General features: G+C 60.4%; 18 protein-coding genes and 1 pseudogene. 7 read left to right on the top strand and 12 right to left on the bottom strand.

Features of this window, described 5'->3' with window-relative positions:
* Both ACKVY0_RS05480 and ACKVY0_RS05475 read right to left on the bottom strand, forming a co-directional pair.
* Positions 1-214 (bottom strand): hypothetical protein (locus tag ACKVY0_RS05480; protein ID WP_409213783.1); only part of this gene is annotated, 214 nt, incomplete at its 3' end.
* Between the two features lie 90 nt (positions 215-304).
* Positions 305-1,084, bottom strand: a complete 780-nt coding sequence (locus ACKVY0_RS05475; protein ID WP_409213782.1) for a platelet-activating factor acetylhydrolase IB subunit — start codon at positions 1,082-1,084, stop codon at positions 305-307.
* Positions 1,085-1,187: 103 nt separating this feature from the next.
* Here ACKVY0_RS05475 and ACKVY0_RS05470 point away from each other — a divergent pair, with 103 nt between their 5' ends.
* The gene (locus tag ACKVY0_RS05470) at positions 1,188-1,835 is read left to right on the top strand and encodes a LysM peptidoglycan-binding domain-containing protein (protein ID WP_409213781.1); all 648 of its coding nucleotides are present in this window, start codon (positions 1,188-1,190) and stop codon (positions 1,833-1,835) included.
* A gap of 79 nt (positions 1,836-1,914) precedes the next feature.
* On the opposite strand, the gene ACKVY0_RS05465 is transcribed toward ACKVY0_RS05470, so the two are convergent.
* The 7 genes from ACKVY0_RS05465 to ACKVY0_RS05435 all read right to left on the bottom strand — a co-directional run bounded on the left by ACKVY0_RS05465 (position 1,915) and on the right by ACKVY0_RS05435 (position 8,269).
* Positions 1,915-4,635, bottom strand: a complete 2,721-nt coding sequence (locus ACKVY0_RS05465) for a PVC-type heme-binding CxxCH protein (RefSeq protein WP_409213780.1) — start codon at positions 4,633-4,635, stop codon at positions 1,915-1,917.
* Between the two features lie 46 nt (positions 4,636-4,681).
* Positions 4,682-5,308 (bottom strand): tRNA (adenosine(37)-N6)-threonylcarbamoyltransferase complex dimerization subunit type 1 TsaB, encoded by a 627-nt coding sequence (gene tsaB / locus ACKVY0_RS05460; protein ID WP_409213779.1) that lies wholly within the window; start codon positions 5,306-5,308, stop codon positions 4,682-4,684.
* A complete protein-coding gene (gene tsaE / locus ACKVY0_RS05455; protein ID WP_409213778.1) occupies positions 5,305-5,724 on the bottom strand; it encodes a tRNA (adenosine(37)-N6)-threonylcarbamoyltransferase complex ATPase subunit type 1 TsaE in 420 nt (139 codons plus the stop codon). The genes tsaB and tsaE overlap by 4 nt, the downstream gene beginning before the upstream one ends.
* The gene (locus ACKVY0_RS05450) at positions 5,721-6,203 is read right to left on the bottom strand and encodes a Uma2 family endonuclease (RefSeq protein WP_409213777.1); all 483 of its coding nucleotides are present in this window, start codon (positions 6,201-6,203) and stop codon (positions 5,721-5,723) included. Before ACKVY0_RS05450 ends, tsaE begins: the two co-directional genes overlap by 4 nt.
* 47 nt (positions 6,204-6,250) lie before the next feature.
* Positions 6,251-7,156: a thiamine-phosphate kinase gene (locus tag ACKVY0_RS05445; RefSeq protein ID WP_409213776.1), complete on the bottom strand. Its 906-nt coding sequence runs from the start codon at positions 7,154-7,156 to the stop codon at positions 6,251-6,253.
* A 95-nt stretch (positions 7,157-7,251) separates the two neighbouring features.
* On the bottom strand, positions 7,252-7,569 hold the full coding sequence (locus ACKVY0_RS05440) for a hypothetical protein (RefSeq protein ID WP_409213775.1): 318 nt from the start codon (positions 7,567-7,569) through the stop codon (positions 7,252-7,254).
* An 85-nt stretch (positions 7,570-7,654) separates the two neighbouring features.
* Positions 7,655-8,269 (bottom strand): superoxide dismutase, encoded by a 615-nt coding sequence (locus ACKVY0_RS05435; protein WP_409213774.1) that lies wholly within the window; start codon positions 8,267-8,269, stop codon positions 7,655-7,657.
* Positions 8,270-8,461: 192 nt separating this feature from the next.
* On the opposite strand from ACKVY0_RS05435, the gene ACKVY0_RS05430 reads away from it, so the two are divergent.
* The 4 genes from ACKVY0_RS05430 (at position 8,462) to ACKVY0_RS05415 (ending at position 13,392) form a co-directional block, all read left to right on the top strand.
* Entirely contained in the window at positions 8,462-8,866 is a 405-nt protein-coding gene (locus tag ACKVY0_RS05430) for a hypothetical protein (RefSeq protein WP_409213773.1), read from the top strand.
* Positions 8,867-8,922: 56 nt separating this feature from the next.
* Positions 8,923-10,887, top strand: a complete 1,965-nt coding sequence (locus ACKVY0_RS05425) for an adenylate/guanylate cyclase domain-containing protein (RefSeq protein ID WP_409213772.1) — start codon at positions 8,923-8,925, stop codon at positions 10,885-10,887.
* Between the two features lie 9 nt (positions 10,888-10,896).
* The gene (locus ACKVY0_RS05420; protein WP_409213771.1) at positions 10,897-12,465 is read left to right on the top strand and encodes an excinuclease ABC subunit UvrC; all 1,569 of its coding nucleotides are present in this window, start codon (positions 10,897-10,899) and stop codon (positions 12,463-12,465) included.
* Positions 12,466-12,732: 267 nt separating this feature from the next.
* Positions 12,733-13,392, top strand: a complete 660-nt coding sequence (locus ACKVY0_RS05415) for a DUF4126 domain-containing protein (protein ID WP_409213770.1) — start codon at positions 12,733-12,735, stop codon at positions 13,390-13,392.
* Here ACKVY0_RS05415 and ACKVY0_RS05410 read toward each other — a convergent pair.
* Positions 13,356-13,736 (bottom strand): DUF2237 family protein, encoded by a 381-nt coding sequence (locus ACKVY0_RS05410; RefSeq protein WP_409213769.1) that lies wholly within the window; start codon positions 13,734-13,736, stop codon positions 13,356-13,358. The two genes, ACKVY0_RS05415 and ACKVY0_RS05410, sit on opposite strands and share 37 nt — an antisense overlap.
* A 68-nt stretch (positions 13,737-13,804) precedes the next feature.
* Positions 13,805-15,034, bottom strand: a complete 1,230-nt coding sequence (locus tag ACKVY0_RS05405; protein WP_409213768.1) for a polysaccharide lyase 6 family protein — start codon at positions 15,032-15,034, stop codon at positions 13,805-13,807.
* Positions 15,035-15,191: 157 nt separating this feature from the next.
* On the opposite strand from ACKVY0_RS05405, the pseudogene ACKVY0_RS05400 reads away from it, so the two are divergent.
* Both ACKVY0_RS05400 and ACKVY0_RS05395 read left to right on the top strand, forming a co-directional pair.
* Positions 15,192-15,512 (top strand): annotated as a pseudogene (locus tag ACKVY0_RS05400) (transposase); the annotation flags it as partial.
* 125 nt (positions 15,513-15,637) lie between these two features.
* The gene (locus ACKVY0_RS05395) at positions 15,638-15,910 is read left to right on the top strand and encodes a hypothetical protein (RefSeq protein ID WP_409213767.1); all 273 of its coding nucleotides are present in this window, start codon (positions 15,638-15,640) and stop codon (positions 15,908-15,910) included.
* Here the strand turns inward: ACKVY0_RS05395 and ACKVY0_RS05390 are convergent, their stop codons facing one another.
* Positions 15,911-16,471, bottom strand: coding sequence for an NUDIX domain-containing protein (locus tag ACKVY0_RS05390; protein WP_409213766.1), 561 nt, complete (start codon positions 16,469-16,471; stop codon positions 15,911-15,913).
* Positions 16,472-16,619 lie beyond the last annotated feature (148 nt).

Raw genomic sequence — 16,619 nt, 5'->3', positions numbered from 1 at the left:
TGTCGGCGAACTGGCGTTCCAGGGCGGAGAGCGTGGTGATCTGCTGTTTGACTGGAGCGAGGCTGGCTTCGATCAGGCTGCGATCATAACCCATGCGTAGCAGGGCGATCTCCTGGCTCGCGCCCGGATCATCCAGGCGCTTTTCCGCTGCCGGGGTAGGCATAACAATTCCCGCGAAAACGAATGCGTAGGCGAGAACGAGACCGGGTTTCACTCTTGGAAAAAAGGGGGTGGAAAAGCTGCGGCTGATGCTAGCCGCAGCCCCCTGTGAAACAAGCGCGAAGTCATGCCTGGAGGCACGCGACTATTTCATCAACTCCGCGAGCTTTGGACCGATCGCGTCGGCCCAGATCTGATAACCAGCGGCGGAGAGATGCAGGAAGTCGGGCATGATCTCCTTGGTGAGGCTGCCGTCGGGCTGCAGAAACTTGTCGCCGATGTCGAGGAAGTGGATGTTTTTGCCGTCGTCGAGCTTGGCGATGATGGCGTTGACCTGCTTGAGCTTGTCACGGCCAGGATTCGCCTTTTCAGGTGTGCTGGCCTTTTCACCGCGCGGAAAGACAGCGAGTAGCAGGATTTTCGCCTGCGGCTGCTTGGCACGAACGGTTTCGACGATGGCGGTGACACCCTTGGCGATGCCTTCGGCGGGATCCTGACCGGAGTTGTTCGTGCCGATCATGATAACGACCGCCTTGGGCTTGATGCCGTCGAGTTCGCCATTCTGAATGCGCCACAGCACATGCTGCGTGCGGTCGCCGCCGATGCCGAAGTTTGCGGGTGTGTAGGCACCAAATGCCTTGTCCCAGATGTCTTTCTTGCTGCCCCAGCCGGCGGTGATCGAGTCGCCGAGGAACACGAGTTGAGCTTTGCCTTCCTTCGCGATGCTGACGAACTTTTCATGCGAAGCGATGAAGCCGGGGTTGATCTTGCCGTCTTTGCCATACTTCTCCGCTGCCACGTCTGGTGGTTGCGGTGGCATGACGACCGCAGGGGCAGCCGGCTTGGTGACGGGAGCCGGAGTCTGCGCCTGAACGGTGGCGGTGATGAGGAGGAAGGTGACGAGTGCGGTTGGGATGAATTTCATGCGCGCGGATTCTGACTGGCTGGCAACGAGGTGGCAATGCCAAAAAGCGCGGCTGATTGAAATGAGATTGGCTTTTTGCGGCCTGGGTGCTCAAAATGGGTTCATGGCTCAATACACTGTTCAACCCGGCGACAATCCCTCCAAGATCGCGAAATCCTTCGGCATGACCTTGGCGCAGTTCCAGAAGATGAATCCTGGTCTGGTCGAGTGGGGATCGGGAAACTGGAAGGTGCTGTTCCCAGGGCAGATCGTGAATGTCAGTGGTGTGGTGACCGGTCTGCCGCCGGAAACTGTGGCGACTGCACCCACAAGCTTTGCCGCACCGCCGCCGTGGATGCAGATCGCCATCATGGAGCAGGGCGTGCAGGAGTGGGCGAGCGGCGATAACCCGCGCATCCTCGAATACCTGAAGAGCTGCGGCATCAGTGGCAATCTGTTGCATGACGAAACAGCCTGGTGTGCCGCCTTCGTAAACTGGTGCGTGCTGCGCTCAGGCTACCAGCCCAAGGGCAGTGCCAAAGTTTCCGATTGGTGGAGCTGGGGCCGTCCCGTGGCCGCGACGTATGGTGCCATCTGCATTTTGCAGCCGCTCACCACCGATCAAGCCAACAGCGGCCACATCGGCTTCTTGCATGCCATGGATGCGACGAATGTGTGGCTGCTCAGCGGAAATTCGCAGAATCAGGTGCGCATCTCGGCGTATCCGAAGAGCAAGCTGATCCACAATGCTCCGTATCGTTGGGCGTTTTGAGCTGTCATGAGCACTGGGCGTCCAGATGGGAAGAACGGGAAGGATGAGTCTCAGGCTTCGCAGCCTTCCATTCCACCCATCATCTGCCGCTCCGCAAATACGCCACGATGTCCGCCACATCCTGCGCGCTCATGCCGAGCTGCGTGGCGCTGAGCATCATGCTGCGGGTGAGTTTGCTGCGGGTCTTGATGCGTGACTTCGGCACGAACTGGTTCACGCCGCCCATGCTGCGGACGATCATGATGTCGCCTTCGGTCAACAGCATGCCGTGGATGATGGTGCTGTCTTTGAGGATGAGTTCCACGCCATCGTAGCCGTGGGCGATGTCTTTGCTGGGGTCGATCAAGGACTGCGCAATGATCTCGCTCGGCTGGCTGAGGCCCCAGCCGTCGAGGGCGGGGCCGAACTCGACGCCTTGGCCGTTGATCTGATGGCACATGACGCAGCGGGTGACGAGTTGAGCGCCGTTTTGCACATTGCCTTTCAATTTGAGCACGTCGTCGAGCTTCACGGTGCTGGGAATGGTGGGCGGCGTGACGATGGCGACGAGCTGGGCGCTCTCAGGATCGAAGATGCCTTCCTTCTTGAGTTCCTCGGCGATGCCGAAGGTGCTCCACTCGTCGGTGCTGCGTTTGATGAGCCACCACATGGCGTCGGCGTGAATCGGAGAGGCCTTGTCTTTGGCGATGGCGAGCACGGCCTTGGCAGCGGTGGCTTCAGGGATGAAGGCGAGAGTGTCGAGCGCGAGTTTGCGCTGGGCGGGTGTGAGTTTGTCGCTGGTGGCACGCTGTTGCAGCTCGGGCACGGCGGCGGCGGGATGGAGACGCCAGGTGAGGTGGGCAAAGCCTTCGCTCCAGTCGCCCGCGGATTTGAGGACGCTCCAGACCAATTCTTCTTTGCCAGCGCAGCCAATGCCCCAGGCTTCGAGCTGGGAGCGATCGCTGCCGTCAATGTGACGCGCGAGACTGGCGAGCAGCGGGACACTTTGTTTTGCGGGAACATCACGCAGGGCCACGGCGGCCTCACGGCGAACCATCGGCGACAAGTCGGTGACCATGTTGGCGATGATGTCGATGCCATCGTCGGTGGCAGCTCGGATGGCGCGCAGCGCGACCAGGCGTTTGGTGGCGTCGTCGGATTCAAGCCAAGTGCGTGTAGCGATGAGACCTTTTTCGCCAAGTTGAGCAGCGAGCCACACCGCGCGTGAGGCGAGGTAGGGATTCGCATTGTCGCGCAGTTGCATGACCTGCGGCAGGACGGCTTCACCAGCTCCCTTCAAACGGGTGAAGGCGACATGGCGGATGTTCGTAGCTGGAGATTGCAGCGCGGCGATCTGGCCTTCGACGGTGTCCAATTGGAGACCTGGGACGTGCGATTTGAAACCTTTTGGCGCGATGCGGTAAATCGTGCCGCTGCAGGTTTCATCGGTGTCTTGATGGCCGCCGGTGCGTTTGTCGAACCAGTCACTGATGTAAATGGCGCCATCAGGGCCGACGGTGACATCGGAGGGACGAAACAGCGTGTGGCGATCATCGGAGAGGTTGTTGGCACCACCGACGAAGTCGCTGCCTTTGAAGACGCCGGTGGTGTTGGTGGTGCAGAAGTCGAAGCGCTCGAGCTTGAAGCCTGCGCCATCGGGTTTCGGCAGATAACCGAAGACGACATTGCGTCCGGTTTCGCAACTCAGCAGCAGGCCGTTCCATTTGTCGCCGAGAGCGCCGTTTTCATAGAAGCACATGCCGGTGGGCGCACCGCCGCCATAGACATCGCCGGGCGGGATGCTGCCGGGGTCGTCCATGCGCCACTCGGCCTCGGGAATGCTCTGGCCTGGGCGCTTGTCGGCACGCCACTGACGTTTGCCGTCGCGGGAGAAGAAGCCAAAGCTGCCGCCTTCAATGAGATGGCTCACGCGGCAGGCGGGCGGGTCGTCGTTGTCGTTTTGGAACATGTCGCCGAAGGACGTGCGCACGCCTTCGTAGCTGTTGCGGTAGTTGTAGCCGAGGATGCGCGCCTTGTGGCCGCTGGGGTCGATGCTGGCGGTGAAACCGCCGACATAGACGTGACCGTCATCGCTCTTTTCACCAGCGTACGGATTGTTCAAGTAAGCGCCGCCGATGCGGAAGGTGTTGCCGCTCTTGTCGCTGAACTGCGCGCCGCAGTTGCCATTACTGAAATACAAACGGCCATCGGGGCCGGCATAGACGCTGTGCAGGCTGTGGTCGTGCTGCGGCTGCTCAAAGCCGGTCAGGAAGACCTCGCGCTGATCCACCGCCGGATCGAACTTCAAATCGCGGTTCACATCGGTGTACTTGATGATGTTCGGCGTGTTGGAGACAAAGATGACATTGTCGAATACGGCGACACCGAGCGGGCACTCTAGTTCCTTCTCACGCACGAAGACGTGGCTGCTGTCGCATTTGCCATCGCCATCGGTGTCCTGCAACACGCGCACACAGTCGCCTTCACGGCTGCGACCGCTGTGACGGCGGTAATTGACGCCTTCCGTGACCCACACGCGGCCCGCGTGGTCGATGTCCATGTTCGCCGGATTGAACAACTGCGGCGAGGTGGCCCACACGGTGATTTCAAGACCCTCGGGCACTTTGAACGCGCTCGGTTCGAGATGATCGGGCTTCACCTTGCTCGCATCAAACGCGGGCGTCTTCGGATTGGCCGTGAACGCTGGTTTTGCCGCGACGAACGGGCCTTTGTCTTTCTTCGGTTTGTCCGGCTTGGCAGCGATCAAGGCCAATGGAGCGACGATGGCGAGTACGACGACGAGGTTTTTGCAGTTGGGCATACGAAGGGGCGGAAGGAACGAGCTGGGGGCGGGGTTCTTGCCGTTGTTAAGGCTTCTTGGGCAGCGTGATGAATGCCTCGGCGAGATAGTGCGGAATCAATGGCTGGGTGATGAGTTCGGCGAGTTCATCAGGGTTCAACGACTGCGCTGCTTGAGCGAGACGTGTGGCGCTGGGTTTGGCGAGAACGAGATTCGGCAGATTGAGCGGCGGTTTGGGATCGAAGGTGAGCCAGAGACCCGCAGCGGTGCGTTCACGGGCGGTTTCGGCTGAAACGATCTCGAGATTGGACTGGAGGCGACCGTTTTGGACCTGGGCGAGGTAGAAGCTCTGACGGCGGGCGTCGCCGATGATGTTGTAATCCGCCGGTGCGTCGATGTCGGGGGCTGTGAGCGATGACCAGCCGATGCACCAGACGTTTCGCGACAGCGCGATGCCCTGCGCGGCGGCGATGGCGATGCGGACGCCGGTGTAGGAGCCGGGGCCGTTGCCGATGACGATGCCGGTCAGTTGATCGCCAGCGGCAGCGAGAGCGTCACGCAGCGGCGCGAAGACTTGGGCGTTGTGAGAGCGCTCGGATTGAAACGAGGACTGGAACAGCACGTCATCGCCACGCACAACAGCGATGCTGCCATGAGCGGTGGAGAGATCGAGGGCGAGGAGAGTGCCGGTCATTTCGTGTGCGGTCCTTCCGTGACATGCCGTGAGCCATCCGGCAAGGCTTCGATGTGAAACCAGCGCGTGTTCGGCGGCATCAAATCGGGAAACATGTCGGCCCACTCGACGATGATGACGCCGGGTTCGGTGAGGAACTCGTCCCAGCCGATGCCGATGACTTCGGCGGCGGATTCCATGCGGTAGAAGTCGAAATGGAAGACGGGCAGGCGGCCATCGAGGTATTCGTGAACCAGGGTGAAGGTGGGGCTCGTCACCGCAGCCTGCGATGCCATGCCAGCGACGATGCCGCGCGTGATGTGCGTTTTTCCAGCGCCGAGATTGCCGCAGAGAGCGACGACATCACCTGCGGCGAGTGTCGGTGCGAGTTGCATGCCCCAAGCGTGGGCGGCATCAGCGGTGTGGAGCGTTGTCACGCAAAGACCGCGTCGTATTCAACCTCGATGTCGAGAGCAGAATCGGTGATCTTGCCGCCGCCGAAGCTGCGGGCAGCAGTGTCTCCCAGATGGTAAATGGCGACGCTGCGCATCATGGGGCTGACGAGCCAGACGGACTTCACGCCCGCAGCGAGGTAGGCGTGGACTTTGTCCATGAGTTCGCCGCCATGCTGGCTGGGGGAGAAGATTTCGATGGCAAGCAGCGGTGCTTCTTTGACGAGAATTTCATCATGCAGCCAGTCCTGTGGCTGTCTGGCGTAAAGGCAGATGTCGGGCGTCCATTTTTTGCCGTCGAGTTCGAGCGAGAGTTCGCTCTGGACGCGGTAAGCGCCAATCTTGGCGAATTCAACAATCAGGTTGGACTGAACCGTGGAATGGAGTCGGCTGGGCATGGGTTTGCCTCTTTCTTGTTCATAAGTGAGCACGACAGGCTCTGCGGCTTCAGCGAGGGTGATCATGGTGGGCAAAGATGGTGCTTATCAGGCCAGTGGCAACTGCGATGTGCTCATGCGTCAGCGCTGAGGGCAAAGTGATCCCAGCCGGTGCTGGTGAAGCTGGGGCGGTGGCCTTTGCCGAGCTTGGTGAAGTGGCCGATGACGGTGAGTGGCAGTGTGGGGAACTGCGCGCGCCAACGTTTGAGCAGGGTTTTCACGGAGCTGGGGCGCACGGCGATGAGCAGCTCGTAGTCTTCGCCATCGCCCCAGGCTTGCGCGGGGGTGCAGCCGCGGTTGCGGGGCAGTGCGGCGGGATCAATGCTGAAATCGAGGCCGCTGGCTTCGGCGAGACGCGGCAGGTCTTTGGCGAGGCCATCGCTGAGGTCCATGATGGCGTGCGGGCGTGCGTGCTGGGAGAGCCAGCGGCCTTCAGCGAGGCGTGGCTCGAATTTGAGGTGCCGTCCTTTGATCGAGCCGCCGAGTCGGCCGGTGACGAGCAGCGCGTCTCCATTCCTGCCTTGGCTGCGGGAGAGCCAGCGCTTGGAAGGCACGGTGCCGCTCATGGCGATGGAGAGCATGAGCATGAGGCCACGGGAGGTCTCGCCGCCGACGATGTTGATGCCGTACTGCTTGGAAATGGCCCGCATGCCACTGTAGATGCCGGTGAGGAATTTTACCTCCATGCTCGGCGGGGCGACCAACGTGATCATGGCATGCCGTGGCGTGCCGCCCATGGCCGCGAAGTCGCTGACGACGCGGGCGATGGCCTTGCGGCCGATGAGCCGTGGTGGTGTGTCGAGCGTGAAATGCACGTCCTGCACCAGCGCGTCGGTCTTGAGCAGCGTGTGCTCGTGTTTCGTGCTGCGGACGACGGCGCAGTCGTCACCGGCACCGGCGATGACATCGCGGTCGAGCTTCACGCCGCGCATGAGTCTGCGGATGAGCTGGTCTTCTCCGATGTCGGCTAGAGTTGGCATTTTTTGAATGGCCTACGGAATACACGGAACACCCGGATATGAGAACAAATTCAATCTGAATTCTTTCCGTGAATTCCGTGTGTTCCGTAGGCCCGTCATTTCTTCACCACCACGTTCTGCCCATCGAAGTGCAGCAGGCGGTTTTTGAGGCCGCGCATGGCCTGGCGGAGAATGCAGACTTCCACGTCGCCGATTTGATGGCGGTGCTCCGTGGGGGCCTGCATGCCGCTGATCCAGGCGATCTGCCACCATTCCTGCCCGGCGAGGTCGCCCTGGCTGCAACGGACATAGTCGAGGTGCAGCACGTCAGCCGGATGGCCGAAGTGCTCGATGTTGTGCTTCGACTCCAGATACTCCGCGAAGGCCTGCGAGTAGATCAGGCCGCTGCGGAGTTTGTGGAGGACGAGTGCCATGGGGAGTGTCTTAAAGCGACAAAGCGCGGGACGGGGTGGCCGTTCCGCGCTTTGTGGAGTGACGAAGATCGTCAGGAAGCGGGAATCAGCCGAGCGCCTTGGCGTAGTTGGTAGCGACAGCGGACCAGTTCACGGCGTTCCACCACGCGGCGATGTAATCGGGGCGCTTGTTCTGATATTTGAGGTAGTAGGCGTGTTCCCAGACATCGCAGCCGAGGATCGGGGTGCCGCTGTTGTCCATAAGCGGGTTGTCCTGGTTCGGCGTCGAGGTGATGGCGAGCTTGCCGTCTTTGACGACGAGCCAAGCCCAGCCGGAGCCGAAGCGGGTCACACCAGCTTTGGCGAAAGCTTCTTTGAAGGCATCAAAGCTAGCGAAGGTGGCCGTGATGGCCTCACCGAGAGCGCCGGTGGGAGCGCCGCCAGCGTTGGGGCCCATGATGTTCCAGAACAGCGTGTGGTTGAAGTGACCGCCGCCGTTGTTGCGCACCGGACCCCGGATGGCCTCAGGCACGCTGGCGATGTCCTTGCAGAGGTCTTCGATGGACTTGCCTTCGAGTTCCGCATTGCCAGCGAGGGCGTTGTTCAAATTGGTGACGTAAGCGTTGTGGTGCTTGCCGTGATGGATCTCCATCGTCTGCTGGTCGATGTGGGGTTCCAGTGCGTTGGACGGGTAGGGCAGGGGGGCGAGGGTGTGGGCCATGGTGGTTTGGGTGGGTTAGGGTTCGCGGGTAAGTATCGCGGATATGAACCGGGGCAAGTGGGAGAATGCCCCATGGCGAACGAAAAAACGAGCGGTTTGGCGGCGTTCGTGAGATAGAACCTCATGAACCTTCCCCCGCCACTCCGATTCGCCTGTCTCACGCTCGTTTTGATGCTGCTACCTTCGTGCGGAATGTCATTTCGTTCGGCGTGGAAGGCACCGGCATCGAATGCTGGCGTGAGTGGCAAATGGGAGGGCACCTGGCTGAGCACGGCGAGTGGTCACACGGGAAAACTGCGCGCGGTCATCCAGCCGATGCTCAAGGAGCACCCTATGGGGGCTCGCGCGCCGGAGGGCCAGGCGTTTCAGTTCTTCTACCACTGCACCTGGCACAGCATTTTGAGCGCGGCCTTCAAAACGACGCAGCAAGTCGTGAAGCAAAAAAACGGTGCCTACACTTTCAAAGGCGATCATCAGATGCCGAATTGGGTCGGCGGCGTGTATCATTATGAGGGCACGGTTAAGGGCGACAACTTCAACGCCTGCTACGAGAGCGCGATGGATCGTGGCACTTTCACGATGAAACGGGTGCGCTGAGCAACCATTCGTCTCGACGCGGTGTTCATTCCGCGTCACGTCTGTGACATTCTCACATGAAGTGGTTCTCCAGTTTTCGCGCCCGGCTCATTCTCACCGTGTTTCCCGTCGTCGCGGGCATCACCATCGCCACGCTGGTGCTGGCGGAGTGGAAGTTCATGGCGGCTTACCGCAGGCTGTTTGAGGAGCAGTTCGAATCCCAAATCAACACCTTCACGGCGGCGAAAAAGAAGCGTTCTGAGGCGCTTTCCACCGTGCTCGGCAAAATCGCGAAGGAGCCCGAGGTGCTGGAGGCGATTGCCAAAAAAGACTATGGAGCCGCCGCGCAGATCATGCGCCCGCAGCTCGAAGCCTTGGCCGTGGAGCGCTTGCAGAGCGAATTACCCAGCAGTGGTGGCCCGATACGGCTTAACGTGGGCGGAACGCAGCGTCCGCCGCAGCCTTTTGGCCAGCGCGGCAATGGCGATGACAAAGACCGCTCCAACGCGGCCAAGTTCGTGCCACGGCTTTCGCCCGGTCAGTTGCCGTTCATCGGATTGATCGACATCGATGGAAATTTCCTCACTGCGGCCAAAAAAAACGGTCCGGGGGACAAAGCATCTGGCGGATTCAAAGTGATGGCTCCCGAGCTGATGGAGGCCGGTGACAGCGGTGAAATGCGGCGCCGTGGCGGCAGAATGCAATGGCTCAGCGGTCGCAAGCTGGAGGATATTCTCAAAGAGCAGGAAGTCGGCTATCTCCGTGTCGAATACGGCGAGAACAATCGCAGCGAGCAGGTGCGTGAGGTGTTCATCACACCGCTGCGGGATGAGAAGAACGGTAAGTTTCTCGGTGCCTTCCTGTTTGGTCTGCCCTTGCCAGTGCTGGCGGAGCGCCTGCTGTATGAACAGTCGAAGAAATCCGACTTGGGCGAGATCATGAGCGGCGTCTGGGTGGAGGATGCGCTGGTCAGCACCACGATTCCCAAGGACATCGCGGCAATCATCGAGAAGGACATCGCCGCATCGATCCAGCATTCCGGCAAGTCGCAGCGCGAGATCACCGTGCCGATCAACGGCGTGAGGCATCAGATTTTTTATCGTGTGCTGAATCCCGGCTCGCCTTTTCCGCTCGCAGCGCAGGTGAATTTGTATCCGCTCAATGCGCTGGACCATGAATTGAACGAACTGCGGCGTGATGTCGGCGGTCTGGGCTTTGTGGCGCTGCTCATCGCGCTGCTGGTGGTGCTTTACATCTCACGCGGACTCTCCGGGCCGATCAGTGACATTGTCAGCGGCACGCACCAGATCGAGCAAGGCAACTTCGATGTGCGGGTGCGAGTGCGTCGGCAGGATGAGCTTGGCAAACTGGCCGCCTCCTTCAACGAAATGGCCGCAGGTCTCGCGTTGCAGGAGAAATACCGCAGCGTGCTCAATGCCGTGGCCGACCGCACCGTGGCGCAGCAGTTGATCGAGCAAAGCAGCGGCCTCGGGGGTGAACTCCGCCATGTGACGATGCTGTTCTGCGACATCCGGGGTTTCACCGCGATCACCGAGAACATGCCACCCGCCGAGGTGATCGAACTGCTCAACGAGCACATGACCGCGCTCACGGAGGTGGCCTATGAACACGGCGGCATCGTCGATAAATTCGTCGGCGATCTGATCATGGTGTTGTTTGGTGCTCCCGTCAGCACTGGTGCCGATGCCGCCCATGCCGTGCAGTGCGCGCTGCGCATGCTGCAGGTGCGCCGCCATTTGAATCAGACCTCCAAACACTCGCTGGAGGTCGGCATTGGTCTTGCCACCGGTTCGGTGGTGGCGGGCTGCATGGGGTCGGATCAGCGCTTGAGCTACACGGTGCTTGGTCATCGCGTGAACCTGGCCTCGCGGCTGTGCAGCATCGCCCAGGCGGGCGAGATCGTGATGGACGCGGAGACGTATGCAGAAGCTCAGGAGTTGATTCAGGCGGAACCGATGCCACCGATGCAGTTGAAGGGCATCTCTGAACCGGTTCATCCGTGGCGGGTGGTGGCCGCGTAATCCTCCTGCATGCCCGATTCACGAGCCAAGCCCGACCTCCAAGCCAAACTCCGCGATGTGCCGCACACGCCGGGCGTGTACATCATGCGCGACCGGCTGAACAATGTGATCTACGTCGGCAAGGCGCGTGATCTGCGCAAACGCCTCGCGAACTACTTCACCCCCGCCCGCTCTCAACTCGCCGACCGCAAAACGCGCGCCCTCATCGCCAGCATCTGGGATTTCGACCTCCAGCATGTGCGCAACGACACCGAGGCGCTGGTGCTCGAAAGTAAGCTCATCAAAGAGTTCCGTCCGCGCTACAACGTCAGTTTCCGCGATGACAAACGCTTCTTCCTTGTGCGCGTTCACTTGGGCGATGCTATTCCCCGGCTCTCCACCACCCGGCTCAAGAAAGAGGATGGTGCCCGTTACTTCGGTCCCTTTCCGCACGGCATGGCGCTACGCACGACGCTGAACTGGCTGAACAAAAAATTCGGCCTGCGCGTCTGCCGCCCGCTGAAGCCTGGCGAGGCGGACTACAAGCACTGTTCCAACGACATCATCAAAAACTGCTCCGCACCGTGCATCGCCCGCATCTCGCAGGAGGACTATAAAAAGCGTGTCGAGCAGGCCTGCGAGTTTCTCGATGGCAAGAGCAAAGACCTCGTCACCGCCTTGGAAGAAGAGATGCAGCATGCTGCCGCACGGCTCGACTTTGAAAAAGCCGCCGAACTGCGGGACATGGTCGAGGATTTCAAGAAGACGCTCATTCCCTCGCGCACCTTCGAGCGCGGGGCGCGGGCGCGGGTCATTCGCAGCATCGACCCGATGGCGGATGTGCAGGAATTGAAGGAACTGCTGCATCTGGAGCATGCGCCGCTCGTCATGGAGTGCTTTGACATCGCCAACATCGGCACCGCGCACTGCGTGGCCAGCATGGTGCGGTTCAAGAACGGCGTGCCGGACAACAGCAACTACCGGCGCTATCGGATCAAGACCGTGAGCGGTCAGAACGACTTCGTCAGCATGGCCGAGGTCATTCGCCGGCGCTTTTCGCGCATTTTGCTCGAAGGCAAAGCTGCGGCAGGTGATGACGCCGAGTTTTCACAAGAAGCGCCTGCTGATGCGCTCAAGCGACTGGCAGCGAATCCGAAATTTGTGACACTGCCTGATCTCGTCATCGTGGATGGTGGCAAGGGGCAGCTTGGTGTCGCGGTGACGGAGTTGCAGCGGCTGGGATTGCATGACCTGCCGATCATCGGTCTCGCGAAGGAGCACGAGGAAGTTTACCGCCCCGGAGAAAGCCATCCCGTCATCATTCCGCATGAGCGTGGTGCCTTGAAGCTGCTGCAACGCATCCGGGATGAAGCACATCGATGGGCGAATGGCTACCATCAGCTCCTGCTCGGTCGTCGTGTGGCCGAGAGCATTCTGGATGACTGCCCAGGTGTCAGCAAAGCACGCAAGGCGGCGTTGCTGAAGGCTTTCGGCTCTGTCACACGGCTGCGCAAAGCCAGTGAAGATGAAATCGCTGCCGTGCGTGGCATCAGCAAGGCGCTGGCGCAGCAGGTGCGGGAGTTCTTGGCGAGCCGGTGACGGTTGAGAATCGCTGGCGGTGTTGGATAATTGCCCCTCACCCCAGCCCTCTCCCCGCATATGCTCCAGACCAACTGTCCATCCTCGGCGGGGCGAGGGAGTACGCTTTTCTCCCTCTCCCCGCCCTTGATGAATAAAACTCCACGATTGTCTTCGGGGAGAGGGCAGGGGTGAGGGGCTGACCTCATACGTTGGTCATCGTTCGGTTCCAAAATGCCCCCGAACTTGTTCATCGACCAAATGAGCCACTCATGGTATAGGCCGTGCATGCAAATCCTCGAACAGCTTGGCCTCGGGCTCGGACTGGCAACGCTCGCAGGCCTGAATCTTTACCTCACGGTGTTTCTCACCGGCCTGCTAGTGCGCTTTGACGTGCTGCATCTGGCCGCGAAATATCAGACCATCGAAGTGCTGGGGCACGACTGGGTGCTCATCGCCGCTGGTGTGCTGTATGCCATCGAGTTCGTGGCGGACAAAGTGCCATGGCTCGATTCGCTGTGGGACAGCATCCACACGCTCATTCGTCCGGTGGGCGGAACACTGCTCGCCATGCAGGCGCTGGGCGAAATGCCCGCGCATCTCGAAGTCGTGGCCGCCTTGCTCGCCGGTGGTGCTGCGTTGACGACTCACAGTGCCAAAGCCGGCACGCGGCTGCTGGCGAATCATTCGCCGGAACCTGCTTCCAACATCGCGCTCAGCATTGCCGAAGACATTGTGGTGGTGGCGGGCACGCTGATCATGGTATTGAAACCCATCATCGCGCTGTGCATCTTCACTGCCGTGATCATTGTGCTCTGGCTGGTGCTGCCGCGCATGTTCCGCGTCATCCGCCGCTCGTTTGAAATCATCCGAGACAAGCTGCGCATTTTGTTTGGGCGTAACACGCCGGATTACTCGGTGACCCCACCCGGATCATCGAGGGCGTGAGCTTTCAGGTCGTCGAGATCGACCCACTCCAGAGCGGATTCGTGGCTGGCGGAGAGGCAGATGGGCGGTGCGATACCGGCATCGAGCGCTTCCTTCCAGCGCGTGACGCAGAGGCACCAGCGGTCGCCGGGTTCCAGGCCGGGGAAGTCCCATTCGGGCATGGGCGTGGAGAGATCGTTGCCGCGTGCGGCGGAGAAACGCAGGAAGTCGGCGGTGGCTTCGATGCAGACGGTGTGCAGACCGACATCACCGGGACCGGTGCGGCAGTAGCCGTCGCGGTAGAACCCGGTCATGGGTTGGCGACAGCAGCAGGTGAGGGCGGTTCCGAGGACGTTGGTGCGCATGGGGTTTTGGGTAGATTCGACTGGCAGTCGAATGATTGGATGGGTTCGGCTTCGACTGCCAATCGAAGCTACTTTTTCCAAGCTGGTCCCACTGGTTCAGGCGCGGGGAGCTTGTAGGCTTCGGACAGTTCTTTGCCTGTTTTATTGTCCTTCATCGTCACGCCATCGACCGCGCACTTGATCTCAAAGGCTTCACCTTTGCTGGTTTGGATGGCATTGCCGCTGATTTCGGTCTCCACCGGCGGCAGAGTGGCCTTTTTGTCGCCGCTCATGCCGATGTGGATGTTGTGCTCGCAGTTGACGAGTGTGTTGTTGGTGACCTTGGCCCGTTTGACTTGGAAGTAGCCGTTGGGCTTGGAGTTTGGGATGCCGAGCATGAAGCAGATGGCAGTGCGGTATCCGTCGCCGGTGAGGTTTTCGAGATAATTGCCGGTGACAATGTGATCTTCACCAATGAGGCGAATGCCGCCCGTGCCATTGGCACCTTCGCCGAGGAAGACGTTGTTTTCGATACGGCAGGCATTGCCGTGGCGCAGGGTCAGCGTGCCTGAGACGGCTTTGAAGACGTTGTTACGATAAATGTTGCCGCAGGACTTGTTGGAGATGCATTCGCCCTCGCCATCGCACTTCTCGAAGAGATTGTGCTCCACAAGGCAGGCGGCGGTTTGCATGGAGGTCTTGCTGTCGCCGAGGCGGATCGTTTCGCCGCCGTTCTTGCCGAGTCTCTCACGTGGACCGAAGTGGTTGTGATCCATTTGATGTTTGCCATGCCCCTGCACCTCTTCCGAGAGCCACACGACGAGCGTGGTGCCTTCCGTGGTCTTGCCCGCGATGTAGCAATGGTCGATGCGATTGCGTGAACCATAGATCGAAACAAAACGTGCGGACGTTTTGGCCTTGGGTGCCGGTAAATCGTTCGTCACCGCGCAGTTGGTGATGCGGCAGTCGTTGGCGAGTTCATCCGAGTCGATGCGCAGTTCAATGGCTTCTTCGCCCGTCGGATTCTGAAACCACAGCCCGTCCACGACGATGTGCGCTCCGGCCAGCGAGAGACGGGAGCCGCCCGTGAACACCACCTTGCCCGGCGTCTGCGCCTTGATCGTCACCGGCTTCTCCGCCGTGCCTTCCGCATGAATCTTCAGCATCGCATCGGCCCAGGTGCCGTCTTGGAGGATCAGTGTGTCGCCTGCTGCGACGGCTTTGGCGACATCGGCGAAGGCTGTGGTGTCAGCGACGAGGATGTCTTTGGCGGAAACTGAAACCGCGAATGCAAAGGCAAGAAGGATGTGTCGGCACATTCCGTCATAAGAGACGGCAGGCAGACTCGTGGCAAGTCTGTTTGCGGTCGTGTTGAGGCAGAACACTGCTTTTTGGAGTGCGATTGCGCTAGCAGCCTGTCGGACTTAGCAAAACCGTTGCACCCGTGGCACCGGCAGCGCCCAATAAACGCTCGTCGCCACCAAGCGGCACCGGCATGGACGCAGCGTCGCGCAGCTTGAGCAGCGCGCAGAACCCGCCGAACCCGCCGAACCGCCAGCAACAGCCACGCACAAAGAAAAGATGGAGCACCGGCTCGAGACGAAGGCGGGGAAGGAACTCTACGCGCAGCGCAAACAGACTGTCGAACCGGTGTTTGGGATCATCAAAGCGGCGATGGGCTTTCGGATGTTCAGCCTGCGCGGCGAGGCGAAAGTGGCGTTGGAATGGACCCTCGTGACACTGAGCTACAACCTCAAGCGACTGTTCCACGCGGGAGCCACGCTGCGAAGCGCGTGAGGGGGCAGAAGCCGGGCAAAAACACCCGCCAAGCAGTTCCAAGGCGCGTGTAGAAGCTCAGTCAAGCGTCTCGCACCAAGCTGGAGCCTGACAAAATCCTCAGCGAGAGCTGGCGCTGGCTGGCGGTGAAGCTGCGCAGCCCGGACGGTCTGCACAACGTGACCGGCTATGTGGAGCGCAACACTGTGCTCGGCATCGCCCTGGCCAACATGATCGGCGTGCCGCTGCCACACAAGCTGCCGGATGGGACGCCCATGCCTGCGCTGAAGCTGCCGGGATCGAAGGCCTCGGTGACCGTACGGCTGGCGTTTCCTGCCAAGGCGCAGTCGGACCACTGCGTGAACATCACCGCGATCCTCGCGGACCGCTGGCTGCTGTTTCCGGGGGAGGGGAAGTGATCATCCCAGCCGTGCCTCCAGCGCCAGCAGCGCCAAAACGCTGACACTGTCACGAATCCGGCCATCGCGGGCCATCTGGACCGCTTCTTTGAGCGGCAGGCGCAGCACTTCGAGGTCCTCCGTGTCTTCCGGCTGCGCTTCCGTGTGGGACAGGCCGGTGGCGACGAAGATGTCGCAAACTTCGTTCGTGGTGGAATTGGAAAGCTGGATGCCAGTGAGCAGTGGCTCGATTTTTTCGGCCACGATGCCGGTTTCCTCCAAAAGTTCGCGTCTGGCCGCCTCCGCAGGCGATTCACCCGCTGGACAGCCGCCTTCGGGGATTTCCCACTCGTAACGGCCATGACAGTAACGCCACTGGCCCACGAGCCAGGTGAAGCCTGCGTCATCCAGCGGGATCACGCCGACCGCGATGTTCTTGTATTCAACCACGCCATAGATTCCTGGCCCGCCGCTGGGCTTGATCACCTGATCCTCGCGCACACGCAGCCACGGGTTCGAGTAGGTCTCGCGGGTGGAGACGGTCTGCCACGGGTTCGGATGTTCGGGCAATTCAATGTTCATGGTTCAATGTTCAATGTTCAATCAATGTCATTAAGTTAAGGCACTTCTCATGATGTGTTCCCGCAGATTCAGATAACCCACAGATTTTTTTCCGGATCCCAATCTGCGGGTTTTCTGAATCTGCGGGAACTCCTTCTTAACTTAATGA

The organism is Prosthecobacter sp. (assembly GCF_046154365.1).
In the GTDB taxonomy this organism is placed as follows: Bacteria; Verrucomicrobiota; Verrucomicrobiia; order Verrucomicrobiales; family Verrucomicrobiaceae; genus Prosthecobacter.
Note: the sequence above shows the minus strand (reverse complement) of the source record. Positions and strands in the feature narration are given on the sequence as shown.

Coding starts and splice junctions, on each gene's coding strand:
- ACKVY0_RS05475 (WP_409213782.1), bottom strand. CDS start 1,084: ATGAAATTCATCCCAACCGCACTCGTCACCTTCCTCCTCATCACCGCC.
- ACKVY0_RS05470 (WP_409213781.1), top strand. CDS start 1,188: ATGGCTCAATACACTGTTCAACCCGGCGACAATCCCTCCAAGATCGCG.
- ACKVY0_RS05465 (WP_409213780.1), bottom strand. CDS start 4,635: ATGCCCAACTGCAAAAACCTCGTCGTCGTACTCGCCATCGTCGCTCCA.
- tsaB (WP_409213779.1), bottom strand. CDS start 5,308: ATGACCGGCACTCTCCTCGCCCTCGATCTCTCCACCGCTCATGGCAGC.
- ACKVY0_RS05450 (WP_409213777.1), bottom strand. CDS start 6,203: ATGATCACCCTCGCTGAAGCCGCAGAGCCTGTCGTGCTCACTTATGAA.
- ACKVY0_RS05445 (WP_409213776.1), bottom strand. CDS start 7,156: ATGCCAACTCTAGCCGACATCGGAGAAGACCAGCTCATCCGCAGACTC.
- ACKVY0_RS05440 (WP_409213775.1), bottom strand. CDS start 7,569: ATGGCACTCGTCCTCCACAAACTCCGCAGCGGCCTGATCTACTCGCAG.
- ACKVY0_RS05435 (WP_409213774.1), bottom strand. CDS start 8,269: ATGGCCCACACCCTCGCCCCCCTGCCCTACCCGTCCAACGCACTGGAA.
- ACKVY0_RS05430 (WP_409213773.1), top strand. CDS start 8,462: ATGTCATTTCGTTCGGCGTGGAAGGCACCGGCATCGAATGCTGGCGTG.
- ACKVY0_RS05425 (WP_409213772.1), top strand. CDS start 8,923: ATGAAGTGGTTCTCCAGTTTTCGCGCCCGGCTCATTCTCACCGTGTTT.
- ACKVY0_RS05420 (WP_409213771.1), top strand. CDS start 10,897: ATGCCCGATTCACGAGCCAAGCCCGACCTCCAAGCCAAACTCCGCGAT.
- ACKVY0_RS05415 (WP_409213770.1), top strand. CDS start 12,733: ATGCAAATCCTCGAACAGCTTGGCCTCGGGCTCGGACTGGCAACGCTC.
- ACKVY0_RS05410 (WP_409213769.1), bottom strand. CDS start 13,736: ATGCGCACCAACGTCCTCGGAACCGCCCTCACCTGCTGCTGTCGCCAA.
- ACKVY0_RS05405 (WP_409213768.1), bottom strand. CDS start 15,034: ATGTGCCGACACATCCTTCTTGCCTTTGCATTCGCGGTTTCAGTTTCC.
- ACKVY0_RS05390 (WP_409213766.1), bottom strand. CDS start 16,471: ATGAACATTGAATTGCCCGAACATCCGAACCCGTGGCAGACCGTCTCC.